The following is a 14,466-nucleotide window of genomic DNA, read 5'->3' on the forward strand; positions in this document are numbered from 1 at the left end:
CTTTTAAAAGCATGCAGCGTATTTAGGGCATCAGCTGAGATACCTTTGCATATGCCGGAAATATTATCCGGCTGATAATATATCGCTTTAACATATCAGCACAGGATATAATAATATGCGTATTATCCTGTCGGTGCAAGATAAAAATAGCCTTGAAACAGGCTGAAATTCTTGACACCTTTAACGCTTAAGGCTACAATACTACATGTTTTCGCCGAGGTAGCTCAGCCGGTAGAGCAGCGGACTGAAAATCCGCGTGTCCCCAGTTCGATCCTGGGCCTCGGCACCATTTGATATTGGTATTTCAGTTACTTAAAATAGCTTTAATCAGCAAACGTAGCCAGCGAAAGTAATCTTAAACCGGCCGAAGTGGCGGAATGGCAGACGCGGCAGTCTCAAACACTGCTGGGGGTAAACCTCGTGTCGGTTCGAGTCCGACCTTCGGCACCAAGAGGACTTGAAAGCTTACTTTTAGGCTATGGCGAGTTGTGTAGTGGTAGCACAGAGGACTTTGAATCCTTATGCCCAGGTTCGAATCCTGGCTCGCCAGCCAAATAAAGCGTTCCCGAGTAGCTCAGTGGTAGAGCGGGCGGCTGTTAACCGCTTGGTCGTAGGTTCGAATCCTACCTCGGGAGCCAAGTTTATCAATACGCAGAACTTCCTCTGTAGTGGTTAACCCATTTATCGGTAATGGCATAGTATAGTCAATCACTACTTGGGGCTCATTCAATTCAATTTTCTTGATGAAAGATCTAAGGAACGATTTCTGTTCGATAAAAGAACTATTAACGAGAAGTGTTTTCATACTTGAAACATATTCTTGTACAGTTGTTAAATTCAGTGCTTGCGGAGATTCCTCATTCATCGCGTCTAAAAGACCATTTCGCTTCTCTTCCAGTTCTTTCTGTTGAGACCTGAGTTCTTTTATTCGAGGTGCCAGATCTTCAAGATCAATTTTTCCTGTTTCGAGAGCTGAATAAAGTTTACTCAATCTGCCTTGAACCTGCCCTAACTGCTGTCCGATCTCACTAATCTGTTCCTCAAAATATCCACTATTTTTTATCAATTCTTCATTAACAAGTTGAACCAGTTGCTTGATATTTTCGTCGGTTAGAATATGTCCCAACCACGTTCTAACGCATATTTTCTTAAAGCCTTTATTTGAGCAGGGATCGATAAATCTTTTTCTGCTTGCCTTTCGGAAGATACCCTTGCATAAATAGCTGCCTTTCCAAGATTATTAATCATTTTTCCCTCCAGATTAGCTTTTACAAATGAGTTCGATAACGGGCTAAGGATATTGGCTCGAATAATTGCTCGAGCTTATCTGAAAGACCTTGCGATAAAGTCTAACAAACCTAATTCATTAGAGAAAACGAAGGAGGATGACAATGCCAATCAAGGGAGTGACCGGTGTAGTGAGACTTCCCCGTCTGGGGAAAATAAGGTTGGGAGTAAAAAAAGAAAATGCTAGCGGAATATCTTATCCGTTCCCAACGGATTATTTTGTCTGTCCTGAAGAAGTCAGGAAAGTCTTTGGAGAGAAACCAAAAGAATTACGAATCATGTTCCCTACCGATGATCAGACACAATGGGCCAGCCAGTATTTAAGATGTTATTCAGCAACCAGGGGGCTTGTTTGCCGCGGTGATGGAGAGACATCGGTCGCCAAAATCGATACACGTACCGGTGATATTGCTAATAGAGATTCCGTTGAAACGGAGATGAGAGAAATCACCTGCAATCCAGCTAAATGTACCTACTACCAGTTAGCCAGATGCCGGCGGGTTATGAATTTACAATTCCTTCTGCCTGATTGTCCCGGCTTTGGCGTTTACCAACTCGATACCAGCTCCTTTTATTCGATCGTTAATGTCAACTCCAGCCTTGAGCTGATTCGCGGTACCTGCGGCAGGCTTTCAATGATTCCTCTTTCATTGAAGCTTGTCGAACAGGAAGTTCAGCCGGAGGGTAAGAAGAAGATAGTGAGAGTGCTCAGTATCACCGCACCGTATTCACTGGTTGAAATCCAGCGATATGCCCAGATACCGCCCGGACAGGTTTTGCTTTTACCTCCACCGGATAACGAAGCGCCTGACGACCTGTTTCCGGATGAAATCCTGAGCAAAGAAGAATCCCCGAAAACAATACTGGGTTCGGATAAAGAACTAATGCTGCTTTGGGACCGGGTCAAGAGCAAGATCTGGCAGATGGACATGCAGGATTACCAGATATCGCACTGGTTTCAAAAGAACTGTAACCTTGACGTTCATATAACCGACTTCGATCTGTTGACGCCTCCAAACAGGATCAAAGTCGAGTACCTGGAAAACTTTTTGAAGACCCTGGAACGATACACAGATCGTAGCTAGAACGTAGAATCTCAATCTTCCGTACACACGATTTTTAAGGATTGCTATGTCTGAACTTGTTTTTTCCGAAGCTGTCCCGCAGCTCCTGGTTGAGCACCTTCATCATCTCAGTGAAGGGAGCGGTATCAGCCTCGATGTGATTAAGGAAAGAGGATATCGGAGCGTTCTCAATAAAACCGACCTGGCAAAGGTAGGATTTACATCTTCTCAACAGAGAACCTCCGGTATTCTCATACCATTATGGGGAGTCGATGGTGGACAAGTAGGTTACCAGTATCGGCCGGATAATCCCCGTATGGATTCAAGACAACGGCCAGTGAAATATGAATCACCGGTTGGCTCATCGAATCACCTGGATTGTCCTCCCCGCTGCAAACCGATGCTTGGAGATCCAAAGACTCCCCTCTGGATAACTGAAGGCTCGAAGAAAGCTGACGCTTTGGCAACTCACGGAGCCTGTGTTATCTCGCTTACTGGTGTCTGGGGGTTCAAAGGCAAGAATGAATTCGGTGCTATCACTCTGCTTTCTGATTGGGACCGCATCGCCATTAAAGACAGGCTAATTTATCTTGCCTTTGACTCCGATGTTATCTCCAAGGAAATGGTGAGGAAAGCACTCGAGCACCTGGGGGAGCATCTTAATCGTAAGGGTGCCAACATCGTGGTTGTATATTTGCCTCAGGAAGGTAACCAGAAAGTCGGAATTGATGATTATCTTCTCAATCACTCACTGGAAGAAGCTCGCAAGCTGGCGACCGACTTTAAAATTGAAGATGAAAACAAGGAGCGATTAGTACCTGGCTTTGTCCTGCATGACGGTACCATCGGTGAGCTTATAGTCAACAAGGAAGACGAGCGGGCGTTTATTGTTGTGTTCAATGGTTCGGTACGTAAGGTTTTTCGCTTCGAGACTCCCAAAGCTATCTATATTCCCACAGATGATCCCCTGGTAGGTGAGGTAGTTCATTTCGCCTCTACAGCTACACCGTATGACTCCCAAGCATATCTTTTTAAAGAAATTAGGAATTTTGTACATCGCTATTTGGAACTGCCGGCTGATTTTGAGGAGATATCTTCCCTTTATGTGCTACTCACCTGGGTTTATGAGTTCGCTCCTTCCATACCCTACCTGCGGGTTATTGGTGACTGGGGCACCGGTAAAACTCGCTTTCTACAGGTTGTTGGTAGTGTTTGCTTCAGACCGACATTTGCTTCAGGAGCCACTACAGCGGCACCGATATTTCGTATCCTGGAGCAGTTCCGGGGCACGCTGGTACTGGATGAAGCTGACTTCAAGGACTCTTCATCCTGGGTTGAGATGGTAAAGCTATTAAATAACGGCTATCGCCCTGGAATGCCGGTACTCAGAGCAGATAAAGAAAACGGCAAGTGGTTCCCGCGCAGCTACCAGGTATTTGGGCCGAAATTGATTGCCACTCGCTTCCCTTTCAAAGACGAAGCCCTCGAGAGCAGATGTTTAACATCCGAGATGATGCCATTGACCCGGGATGATATTCCTCGCGTACTACCTCCTATTTTCGATAAAGAGGTGGACGATTTGAGAGCTAAGCTACTGACCTTCCGGCTGGCCAACCTGATCAAGCTCAAAGGGAAAACTTTTGGGAATGATCTTCTTGAACCGAATCTTCAGCCCAGGTTGCAGGAAATATTAATACCCTTAAAAGCTATGCTCAACGGTGACAGCTCCATGGTGGAAGCAATAACAGGATTCGTTCACCGTCTCCAGGAAAGCCTTTTTCTGAGAAGGAGAGAAAGTATCGCCGGAAGAATATTAGCAGCGCTGATTGATTTACGTGAAGAAGGTAAAGAGCTTACATCTGAGAACGTGGCTAAAAAAGCGAATGAAACTGACGATGAGGTAGAACAGCTCAGTGCTGAGAAGGTCGGCCGGATGACGAAACGGCTGGGCTTTGCTAAAGAGCGGGTCGGAAAGTCCAGGCAACGGCTCATCTGCTGGGACGAAACAAGAATCACCAAACTTATCGGCTCTTATGGATTACAGATGGCTCTCCCGTTATCCGTAGAAAAACCGTCCGAACCGTCCTTACTGTCCGCTTTAGATACAAATCCGGCGGACAGTATTAAAGATAGCTCCGTAATCCGTCCGCCATACTGTCCGCCAACTGCTGAAGCTAACTCAAGCGTGGAGGCGGACAGTAGGACAGAGCGGACAGTAAATAGAAATGGTTGAACTTAGCAAATGAGGGAATGAGAACATGAGGAAAATGCGGACCCTTTATGAATGTATCAACGCGCGGGTAACCGGCGATCGGATCCGTTGCCGCTGCGGACACCCGTTTTCACTTAAATCGGCGGATGGCAGCATCGACGCGAGAAGACTAGCCCGAGGAGAGCCTCTCACCCTCAATATTTGCCAGGTATGCGGTGATTTTGAATGTATCGGACCACCAATACCCGAAGAAGAAAGGGGCTGGATTATGCAAGAGGTGGCGAAAAGAAATGGTAGAAGACTTGTTAAGAGAACTTGAGCAATTAAACAAAACCGTGAATAGAAGTTTCTCGGAGGAGATGCGGGCATGGATGCAAGAACTTCTTTCCGGTGCTTTTACTCCTGCCGGCTTGCTGTATTTTGCAGAAAGCCTGGGGATAAACCTTTCGGGATCCACTGCGGCAGTTGGCCAGCAGGATAGTTTCAATCCTTATCGGGTTCTGGGCCTCGAAAAAACAGCTAAAGATGAGGTAATTAAACGACGGTACCGGGAACTGCTTATGAAGTTGCATCCTGATACTGCCGGAGTCGAAGGTACAAGCTTTCTGCTCCAGTTGGTAGTGGCTGCTTACCAACAAATAGTAAAAGAAAGGGAGTGGCACTGATGAAAGACGGTGATGTCGAACTGCTGAATGAAATTGCCAGGTTTGAGGCTTCGGTAGATCTGGAGAAAGAATACCGGATTGGCTGGTCATGGCGTCATGTCAGGATCTGGCCGGCAACTCTCAGCCGGTTATTCAAAGATGGATACCTCGAGAATGTCTTTCGCTCTAACTCTTATACCGGCTACAAGTTGGGTGACCTGGGTAAAAAGCTGGTGGAGGGGGCAAAGGCAGAAGCTGCCAGTGTGACCAAGCAAGACGAGAATTTGGCAATATCAGGTGACCTTTTCGAGGATATTATTGGCCATCAAGAAGTAAAAGAGCTATTGAAAGCTGCTCTATTAGCTGAAAAGCCGGTACATGTATTACTCACCGGGCCTCCAGCCCTGGCTAAAACTCTTTTCCTCTGGGATATAGAACGAGTGGGCAGAGAAAAAGCTATCTGGCTGGTAGGCTCAGCCACTTCTAAGGCTGGCTTATGGGACATGGTTGCAGAAAGGCAACCACGAATACTGCTAATCGACGAGCTCGATAAGATGAATGCTGCCGATACCGCGGCATTACTCACCATGATGGAGGGGGGACGTTTGGTTCGTGCCAAGAAAGGGAGAGAACTGGACCTTTCTAATCCTCTTCGGGTCGTGGCCGCCAGTAACCGAATGGATATGTTATCTCCGGAGTTACGATCCCGCTTTGCTGTCCGCAGACTTAATACATACGACCGTGTTGAGTTTCTGACGGTAGTAAAAGGTGTTTTGGTCCGGCGGGAAGGTTTAAATTCTGAACTCGCGGATGGAATCGCTCAGGCTCTCGATGGCAGAAGCCAGGATGTACGGGATGCTATCCGTGTGGCGCGGCTGGCACCTCAACTGGGAATAGAGAGAGCGGTAATCCTACTTCTGGGAGGATAAGTTTGGAGAGCTTGTATGAGGCTGAAGGAGGGGTCACCCCCGGCACCCCTATCAAGAGGTATATAAATAGCCACAACGTATTTGCTGGCAACGTATGTGCTGGCTTAAATGCCAACGTAACTGCTGATAAGGAGGTAAATAGATGGTGAAGTGCGGAATTTGCGGGAGAGAGTTCCCAACCGCTCAAGCTCTAGGTGGGCATGTCAAGAATGCTCATAACCATGAGCAAGGAAAGGAATTAATAGAAAATACAATTGTTCAAGAGCAAGGTTCTGGTGAACTTAATGGTACAGGTGAACCTCAGGAACACTCTATGGATAACGGATCTGAAAAAACTGAAGAACCTAGTCTGGCGGAACAGATACGGAGCTATTTGAAACAGGGCTATTCCGTCAGTCAACTCAGGGATCAGTTCGGCTTCAAGGAAACCACGATACGACAGGAAATAGAGAAGATGGTACCGCCGGAAGGGAATCAACTGGTAAAAGCAAGCGATTCCAAAGATGACGGACTTCCGGTAATGCGTAAAATGGGCGGTGGAATGGAAGTCACTACCCCTGAAGCAGTACTCAGAAGATATATGGACGGCAGTGAGCGTGAACAAATTGAGCTGCGAGGAATGATGAAACTCAGAGCGGCAATGCTGATGGTCATGGACCTGGTGAATATCCAGAAAGCTGCCGCCGAAGCTGATGCCAGAAGGTTGGAGCCGGTACTGAGGCTGATGAAGGAAACTCGTGAAGAACAGGATGCCGCTGCCGCCCGGGCCAAGGCTTCAAGCTATGAGATGGCCAGGGAGGCGGCTCAGGAAGCCGTTGGTGGGGTGATGAACTACATCGAAGATAAAATACCCAAAGCGCCGCCGCCGAAGACAGTGGATGAAGCCTATGCTAAGAGGATAGACAAGGTAATGGATATGGTTTGGGGCATGATGGAACAGCAAATCATGCTACAAAAACCTGATGCTACACGGGTCGCCGGTTATAGCACCTGGAAAGATTTATATCGCTGGGTCAAGAAAGGCGAAAAGGGGATCGCTATTCTAGCTCCGTGTATGCCTCCTAAGAAAAAGATACTTGAACCTTCTGAAAGTGAGAATGCACAGGATGAAGAGGAAACGGAGATCCGACCGATCTATTTCAAAGTGGTCCACGTTTTTGATGTTAGCCAAACAGAAGGGAAACCTTTGCCTGAATTTGAAGTTCCACCTCTCACCGGCGAAGCAAATGAAAAATTATTCGAGCAAGTTATGCAGCTGGCAGAATCACAAGGGCTTGAGGTCAGTTTTGAATCAAAGCCGGATCAGGATCCGGATATTAAGGGTTTCTACACAGGGAAAACTATCTGGGTTAGGCCGGAAGAGTCACGAGCTCAGCAATTAAAAACACTGTTGCATGAAGTGGCTCATTATTATTCTGAGGGGGTATTTCGCATACCGCGAAGCGATGCCGAAACAATCGCTGAAAGTGTGGCATTTACTATCGGCGCTCATTATGGCTTTGACACAGGTGCACGTTCGTTCCCGTATGTGGCGATCTGGTCCAAAGATAAGAAAGTTCTTGAAGCCAACCTGGCTGCCATACGTAAGGTGGCAGATAAGATGTTCGATGGCCTTGAGCAAGCTATAAAGAAACCTATAGGAGTAGCCTAATCCATGGTAATTCGATTAGCGCCTACCAGGGGAGGCTTCCTCCGACCATTTGGCTGTGGGTGGTTTATCCGAGAATACCTTCTGGGTAACGGTCCTGAAGGATCAAAGAAACTTGATCCTGAGCAAGGCGCTCCTCAGGCTGACATCAACTTTGAGTATAAAGAGGCTCTGGCCCGGGCTACAGCAAGGGAACGAGCCGAGCGAATCATAAGTAACATGGTGGCCAAAGGTGCTGATGTTTCCGAAGAAGAAGCCGAAAAAATTTACCAGCGTGAACTTAAAAGAGTCTCTCGTAAATTTACCCATATGCGATATCATTCTTTCCTGATGTACTTCGGAGTGCTAAAGAGGCTGGGATGGGTCGAAATCACTAAGCAAACCGAAGCTTCAACGATTCAGGATAACTATCCCTCGGCTCCAGAGCGGACCTACTATCGGCTTACAAAAAAGGGAATTGAAGCTGATGAAGAGTTTTGGTCAAATCCTCTCTTTACTCTATATCCTGAAATTGGCCCCAACCATACGAAAAAGCCAGATTAATACAGCAATAGCTACACCAAGCGAACACTCAGCATTTTCTTTACTATTATGTGTGTTCAGTATATTTTGGCCATTTATTAAAGCGTAATAAGTATTGCTTGTGTAGTTCTTCTTCAACAGCACAAGGCCTATCAGTCTCCGCCCAACGTATTTCTATATCATTTACATTTTCGTTGGCACGGATTTGTTTCCCTGATGAATGAGGAGTCTTTCCTTTAACCAGTCCCTGCCTTACTCTCATTCTCAAGTTCGAGGCTTTTCCAATAGTTAAACGCTCGGGTTGTCCTTTTAGTCTTGCCTCATAAACCCCAGGTATTCCGTTTGGTATATTTATACCACCAGAACGACCGTCCATGATTAAGTCATTCCAGTTATTCCATTCGCTCCATTTAAGCTGAATCGGAGGAATACGTATTTCCTGATTTTCCATACTAACCTCTTAATATTCGCTCAATGATCTCGAAATCATGATCCATATATTCTTTCTGAACTGATGACCTTCCAATTCTTGGTGAATGGTTTTGATATTTGTGTGTAATCAGTTTATTGGCGCAATTTCCGCTGAGAAAATACAATTCAGGTTGTTTTTTAGGATTTAGTCCAAGCCTAACGAGTGCGACTATCGAATTCTCGCTAGTGTCAAACTTATCGGCTACTAGCCAATCGTAACCATGATATGTTGATTTCACTTGAATATTGATGGTCCTCCCCGTATCACAAGTTGCCATCATATCGAATACTTTAGCTCGGCCAATCGTAATCCCTATATCGTAACCCAGCCGTGAAAGGCAAAAGGCAACGTAATATTCACCGGCAAGGCCTCTTTGTTGGCTATCTGGTTCGTTCATACATAACTCCTTATTCAATGGTTCTCTGTCCTTGGAATTCCTCTTTCTTGCGTGGAGACGCCCAAATACATGAGAGCCTAGGAGAAAGGGAATTCCAATCAACTAACTCCTTGAATCTATCCCAAAATTTATTTTGGGCAATTTCGATATTACTCGTGGAGGCTAATTCAGAATTATCGAAAAGCAGTACTATACCATGATCCGCGAATGGTTTAGGATAATAATCGTTAGCCTGTACGGTGGCTTCCAATTTCCTTATAGCCTGAACAGCATATTCCGCCTGTTGTTTGGCTGATTCTGTCCGATTACGATGTGCTAAATCACGAAACAGTTTCAACTCAATAGCATAATCAAGAACAGGAAGAGGTATTTTCCCAGACTTTAAGTTCTCACAAAGCGTCTTATAATCTTGGGAACGTAGAACCTCAAATTCGCATTGGCTTGCTGCCTTCCTGTTTAGGATAACAATATCGAAGTGTCCCCTTTGGCCTTTTATATCCGAAACATCCAGCAATTTAAACTGGCGATCAATCATTGAGCATCGAAACGGTGTAGGATATTCAGTATGAATAATAGAAGTAACACCGTTTAGAAAAGTAAACTGTTCTGTTCCATTCAATGCCAAAATATTCCCGATTTCCCTCAGTAAACGCCACCTGACATCTTCTTCAGTGAAATAGTTATGCGGGTGAGCTTGAAAGTCGAGAACGACTTCTTCAATACCTTTACTTACGGCAATACTTATATCTGTCATTGTGGTTATCTTATCCCTAGAACTTAGTATTTATTATCGCCAAATTTAGACAAGTTAGATTGCCAGAGTGCTAATCCACCGAGTGCTATATGAACTTTCCCTTGGAAATCTGGCTTCCCAGCGTTCTCAGCTCGCTTCATAAGATCACTGTTCCGGTTATAATCGATTAGATAAATGATAACTTCTGTCTCAGCGATATTGGGTTTAATTGGAAGTTTTCGCAGGCGGTTTATTTGCCCCTCAGTTTTTGCTAGTAGACCTAGTTCCAGCTTCTGATTTAAGATATTTTCCATATCTTCACAAATTTCAGGCAGATGCGCTTCCAAATAGTTGGCGTATCTCTCGATTTGGTTTTTAATGTCTTGGATATCAGGATTCTGAGCATATTTTACTTCTATTATGGACAAGTAACCTTCCTGGTAGGGTCTGCCTCGTTTTTCGATTGGCCATCTTAAGGCAACAAGATCCCACCTATCTACACCTCTATTTACAACATATTGGCGATCGAGAATAATGTATTCGGAGTTATTACGGCTTTCTAGATTATTAGCCCGTATAAGAAGCTGCTCGAATTCCAGTTCTCTACTTTTTGAAGACCTAACACCTACCTCATTTGGGCAGTAGGTGACATTATCCTTGATGTTTGGAAGTAATTTCAGATAAGTATTAACTTGTTCCTTGGTTTTAAATGAACTGGGGATTTGGTCTTCCACTCCACGTAAAAACTTCTTATCAATTGTAATGTTTCCATTCTTGTCCAAGTTCAAGATACTGTGACCTTGATAGTAAATGTTCAAATATTTACCTCTAAACTCCATGTCGAGGTCTTTGTCCAACCTTACCCTCTGAACTATAGGATGATAGATACCATCCTTCAGCTCTCTTATAAAAGAATCTGATAATCGTCTATTTCCTGTCATTTATATTTCCCACCATTCTCCATCATTGTGTAATTCTACATTGGCAAAAAGAGCCGGGTATCTTTCGGGCATGAATGTGTGAATTGGGATGACCTTAACTGGGGATAGAGCCGCGACAAACCTTTTCAAATCAGCGATGCTAGCATGACCGGAGGTATGGATATGACGGTCGGAAATCTTGTGCTCCTGTAGCCAGCTACGCAAACCCCGAAAGGATTCCCTTTCCCAATAACCTTCCCACTGTGAATATACATATACTGCCCCGTCAAGGCAGTCTGCTCTGGTTAAATCAACGCGATGAACCGGTCGGAATAATAATACTGACTTCCTCGACAAGTCTTTAAGATTCTCTATAAATATTCGGTGTGCAGAATGTCTTCGAAGTAAGTCGAACCATGCATTATTTTTAATCTGTATACGTTGTGCTTGTGGAATGTAAAGTACAACGTCTGGCCAATCCGATTGTGGTATTCTGGGATTACCCGTGGCTTCAAGGATAGCGGCAGCATAAAGATCAATCACCAGTCTTCGCCCAGATTTTTTACATGCCCGGAAAATAGACACAATTCGGTCAATGTTTTGCGCAGAAGTATGTACCATGACTATGCCTTCGGCTTCAGTGAATATTCGCACAAATTCGGTTTCGATGTCTGCTTCTGAAGGGAAATGCTTGTCTTCATCTAAACGGCCAAGAGTCGATCCCTCGACAAGAAGAGCATCTACAGGAGAAGGAGGATTGGAAACAAAGCGTTCAAACAAAGGAAATTTACGACCATGTGCACGAAAATCACCACTGTAGAACAAACGCTTACCTTGTGCCTGGATAAGCAGGGAATAGGCATCGTAAGCCGAATGATCTATCAAGAAGGGCGTTATGCGGAATGGTCCAATGTTAATTGTCTCCTCAGATACGAAATCCCAGCCCATTGTTGGAGAAATCCAACTGTTAGGTAGAAATGGGGCTGCCGCTGTCATTATCTTACGAGCAGCAACCCCAATGCCGATCGGAATTTCCTGGTCTATATATGAAAGTAAACCGAAATGGTCAAGATGTGGATGAGAAACCAGGATACCCAATAGCGCGGGATCCTTTTCCTTCAGCCCCTGAATCTGTGGTAGATATTGAGATCCATCTTCTTCCGCATCTAAAGGAAGACCAAGGTCAATGAGTAATCGTTGGCCATTATTTTCCACTTCGACGCAGCTTCCACCTATTTGTTTGCTACCACGATGTATACATACGCGCATAATAATATCAGCTTATCTCGTAGATTTTTCCTCGGGTGATGTTTCTCCATCAAGTGCTTTAAGAACAGCATTGGCAGCATAGGCTTTGTCACGTTTGCGACCGGTGATTTCGGTCAAGATGCCGGCTTCTTGTAACGCTTTTATCGCCTTCTGCGCCCCTGGGTATGTTATCTTTAAGAATTCCTGAGCTGTATTAGTACTCAACACAGGCTTCATGAGCACCAATTCCACCAGTTGTAAAGCTGTTGGGGGTAACCGTTTTTCTCGTGCGAGCTGAGTATAGTCACGATGGAGTTCCTGTAGGCGCCGGGATCTTGAAACCGCATCTCCGGATTGCTCAATTACTGCCTTTAAGAAAAACTCTATCCATTGTCGCCATGCTCCTGTACTACTGACTTTCATGAGAAGGTCATAATAGTCCTGCCGGTGTTGCTCAAAAAAAGCACTCAGATAAAGTAATGGCTTGCTAAGAACGTTTCTCTGGCATAAAAGCATGGTAACCAGCAGGCGTCCAATACGTCCATTGCCATCTAAAAAAGGATGAATTGTCTCAAACTGGTAATGGACCAAAGCCGCTTCTACCAATGGGGGAAGCTTGTTTCCTGCATGAAGGAATTTTTCCAGTTGATTGAGACACTCCTGCATATCTGGAACCGGGGGCGGAACAAAAGTCGCTTCGTTGAGGGATGCTCCTGAACTGCCTATCCAGTTTTGCGACTGACGAAACTCTCCGGGAGTAGCATGTTCGCCCCGAACTCCTTCCATCAGGATGCCATGCATTTCACGAATAAACCTTAGACTGAGTGGTAACTCGCTTAATCTTTTTAAACCATTTTCCATGGCACGTACATAATTTTGAACTTCCCTGACGTCACCTCGCTTTTCGATCTCCGTCGCTTCAAACAATAGTAAATCGGAGAGTGATGATTGCGTACCCTCGATGCGTGAAGATAGTACTGCCTCTCTCCGGATAAACGGATAAATAAGAAGGTGTGGATTGGGTAAAGTCTCTCCTAAACCAGAAAGAGTACCGAGAGCTATATCTGCATTCGACATGAGGGAGACCAGAGCATCGTCCCATTCAAGCCTTGGAGGTAAGTTATTAGGCACAAAAGCCCAATATCCACCGGAAGCTTTGACAAGCCTACCTGAAGGACTCTTTTTAAATAGTGCTGTATCCATTATTAAACTCCAGTTGAGTAGCCCTTTCTGTTATTAAACTATATGGCTTATTTGTTTAATAATACACCATGAAAGCATACTTGGCAAGATAGTCTATCGGTTATTTTTGAGTGTGTGCGTAAAGATACATAGTACGGAGCTTTTGTCAGTAAAAATCGGAACTCTATTTGATCATCATCTCCTGGTTATTGATTTTTCGACATTCTTCTTTTGCCCCGACAGCGGGGGCGATAAAACAGCTAGTTCTTGAAATTTTACCTTATGTATTTTTGTTGGAAAATGAAGCTAAACACGCACAAAACACGAAGCACATTAACAACAGAATACAGAGGACAAAGACCTTGACCTGAACGCTTGCCCGAATAAAAAGGGGGATTAAGCGTGGTAACAACTTTATGCTGTCCGCAAGACGACAATCCCCTATCCTATGACCGACTTAACGGCGAATGGGCACAATGGTTTCGCACCGCCCAAAGGTTTGAACACAAAGTGCCTGCACAGGATAGGGGAGACATCCGACATAGTATCATACTTGAATTGGCTTTGACCAGAGCCAGAGACGGCAACAAGCCTTTCAGTGAAGCGATGATGTGCCGTATCGCAAGCTGTGTGGTAGCTGATTACTGGCGAAAGCAATACAAGCTCACTAATGGGCTTGATTGCGGTAGCTGTAGCCAGAAACAAAGGTCAAAATGCAAAGCCGACTATCTGTATTCCCAGTGTCCGAAAGCTATCAAGATTGAAAGCCTGTCAAAACCGATAACAGACGAAAACGGCAACGTAACCGAGTTTGGGGATACCATAGCCGATGATAGGGCGATTGATATTGGAGCTTGGCTTGACGCCCGAACTTTCCTGTTAAGTTGCCCTAATAGGCTAATCCAGATAGCCAATAAAATGAGAAACGGCGATAACCTGACACCTACAGATAGTCAATATCTCTGGAGATTTAGGAAACGAGAACAAAATACTTTACTGGCGATGTAGAGATTTTACCCCGCTCTACCGATATATATAGTGGAAGCACCGATAATGCCAGCGAGTTGCGGGTTATTGGTAGCTTACTACTAGATGAAGCCGATAGCCTTGCCCACTATCGGATAGTCAAAAGGGGGTGTTCCAATAGAACAATTGAATATTGAGGGCAAGCGTTCAGGTGAGGGCTTTTGTGCTCACAAGGCGATACT

Annotated in this window: 14 protein-coding genes and 4 tRNA genes; 11 read left to right on the forward strand and 7 right to left on the reverse strand. The window is 45.0% G+C overall.

All coding sequences use genetic code 11. The features are described from left to right. Positions 1-213: 213 nt before the first annotated feature. The 4 genes from ACE6F3_RS06310 to ACE6F3_RS06325 all read left to right on the forward strand — a co-directional run bounded on the left by ACE6F3_RS06310 (position 214) and on the right by ACE6F3_RS06325 (position 638). Positions 214-289 (forward strand) — tRNA-Phe (locus ACE6F3_RS06310). A gap of 74 nt (positions 290-363) precedes the next feature. Continuing rightward, positions 364-450, forward strand: a tRNA-Leu gene (locus ACE6F3_RS06315). Positions 451-479: 29 nt separating this feature from the next. Next, a tRNA-Gln gene (locus ACE6F3_RS06320) sits at positions 480-553 on the forward strand. A gap of 10 nt (positions 554-563) precedes the next feature. Continuing rightward, positions 564-638 (forward strand) — tRNA-Asn (locus ACE6F3_RS06325). Between the two features lie 472 nt (positions 639-1,110). Here the strand turns inward: ACE6F3_RS06325 and ACE6F3_RS06330 are convergent. Continuing rightward, the gene (locus tag ACE6F3_RS06330; RefSeq protein WP_324665151.1) at positions 1,111-1,248 is read right to left on the reverse strand and encodes a recombinase family protein; all 138 of its coding nucleotides are present in this window, start codon (positions 1,246-1,248) and stop codon (positions 1,111-1,113) included. Positions 1,249-1,391: 143 nt separating this feature from the next. Between ACE6F3_RS06330 and ACE6F3_RS06335 the strand changes: the two genes are divergently transcribed. The 6 genes from ACE6F3_RS06335 (at position 1,392) to ACE6F3_RS06360 (ending at position 8,327) form a co-directional block, all read left to right on the forward strand. Then, positions 1,392-2,372 carry a hypothetical protein gene (locus tag ACE6F3_RS06335; protein ID WP_279115767.1) on the forward strand — a complete coding sequence of 327 codons (981 nt, stop codon included), beginning with the start codon at positions 1,392-1,394 and terminating at the stop codon, positions 2,370-2,372. Positions 2,373-2,418: 46 nt separating this feature from the next. Beyond that, positions 2,419-4,584, forward strand: a complete 2,166-nt coding sequence (locus ACE6F3_RS06340) for a DUF3854 domain-containing protein (RefSeq protein ID WP_279115766.1) — start codon at positions 2,419-2,421, stop codon at positions 4,582-4,584. Positions 4,585-4,853: 269 nt separating this feature from the next. Beyond that, a complete protein-coding gene (locus ACE6F3_RS06345; protein ID WP_279115765.1) occupies positions 4,854-5,228 on the forward strand; it encodes a J domain-containing protein in 375 nt (124 codons plus the stop codon). Further along, a complete protein-coding gene (locus tag ACE6F3_RS06350) occupies positions 5,228-6,136 on the forward strand; it encodes an ATP-binding protein (RefSeq protein ID WP_279115763.1) in 909 nt (302 codons plus the stop codon). Before ACE6F3_RS06345 ends, ACE6F3_RS06350 begins: the two co-directional genes overlap by 1 nt. Positions 6,137-6,278: 142 nt before the next feature. Then, complete coding sequence (locus ACE6F3_RS06355; RefSeq protein WP_392654710.1) at positions 6,279-7,787, forward strand: ArdC-like ssDNA-binding domain-containing protein; 1,509 nt, start codon at positions 6,279-6,281, stop codon at positions 7,785-7,787. A gap of 3 nt (positions 7,788-7,790) precedes the next feature. Beyond that, positions 7,791-8,327, forward strand: a complete 537-nt coding sequence (locus tag ACE6F3_RS06360) for a hypothetical protein (protein WP_279115717.1) — start codon at positions 7,791-7,793, stop codon at positions 8,325-8,327. Between the two features lie 46 nt (positions 8,328-8,373). On the opposite strand, the gene ACE6F3_RS06365 is transcribed toward ACE6F3_RS06360, so the two are convergent. Genes ACE6F3_RS06365 through ACE6F3_RS06390 form a run of 6 tightly spaced genes read right to left on the reverse strand, consistent with a single transcriptional unit; the run spans position 8,374 to position 13,279 of the window. Next, positions 8,374-8,757 carry a hypothetical protein gene (locus ACE6F3_RS06365; RefSeq protein ID WP_279115715.1) on the reverse strand — a complete coding sequence of 128 codons (384 nt, stop codon included), beginning with the start codon at positions 8,755-8,757 and terminating at the stop codon, positions 8,374-8,376. A 1-nt stretch (position 8,758) separates the two neighbouring features. Next, the gene (locus tag ACE6F3_RS06370) at positions 8,759-9,175 is read right to left on the reverse strand and encodes a hypothetical protein (RefSeq protein ID WP_279115713.1); all 417 of its coding nucleotides are present in this window, start codon (positions 9,173-9,175) and stop codon (positions 8,759-8,761) included. Between the two features lie 10 nt (positions 9,176-9,185). After that, positions 9,186-9,929, reverse strand: a complete 744-nt coding sequence (locus tag ACE6F3_RS06375; RefSeq protein ID WP_279115711.1) for a hypothetical protein — start codon at positions 9,927-9,929, stop codon at positions 9,186-9,188. 23 nt (positions 9,930-9,952) lie between these two features. After that, positions 9,953-10,849, reverse strand: coding sequence for a hypothetical protein (locus ACE6F3_RS06380; RefSeq protein WP_279115709.1), 897 nt, complete (start codon positions 10,847-10,849; stop codon positions 9,953-9,955). Beyond that, entirely contained in the window at positions 10,850-12,097 is a 1,248-nt protein-coding gene (locus tag ACE6F3_RS06385) for an MBL fold metallo-hydrolase (protein ID WP_279115707.1), read from the reverse strand. Positions 12,098-12,109: 12 nt separating this feature from the next. Beyond that, positions 12,110-13,279, reverse strand: a complete 1,170-nt coding sequence (locus tag ACE6F3_RS06390; RefSeq protein WP_279115705.1) for a Fic family protein — start codon at positions 13,277-13,279, stop codon at positions 12,110-12,112. A 381-nt stretch (positions 13,280-13,660) separates the two neighbouring features. On the opposite strand from ACE6F3_RS06390, the gene ACE6F3_RS06395 reads away from it, so the two are divergent. Next, a complete protein-coding gene (locus tag ACE6F3_RS06395; RefSeq protein WP_279115703.1) occupies positions 13,661-14,266 on the forward strand; it encodes a hypothetical protein in 606 nt (201 codons plus the stop codon). The last annotated feature ends 200 nt before the right edge of the window (positions 14,267-14,466 follow it).

The sequence above is a fragment of the Dehalococcoides sp. THU4 genome, from assembly GCF_043231265.1.
GTDB lineage: Bacteria > Chloroflexota > Dehalococcoidia > Dehalococcoidales > Dehalococcoidaceae > Dehalococcoides > Dehalococcoides mccartyi.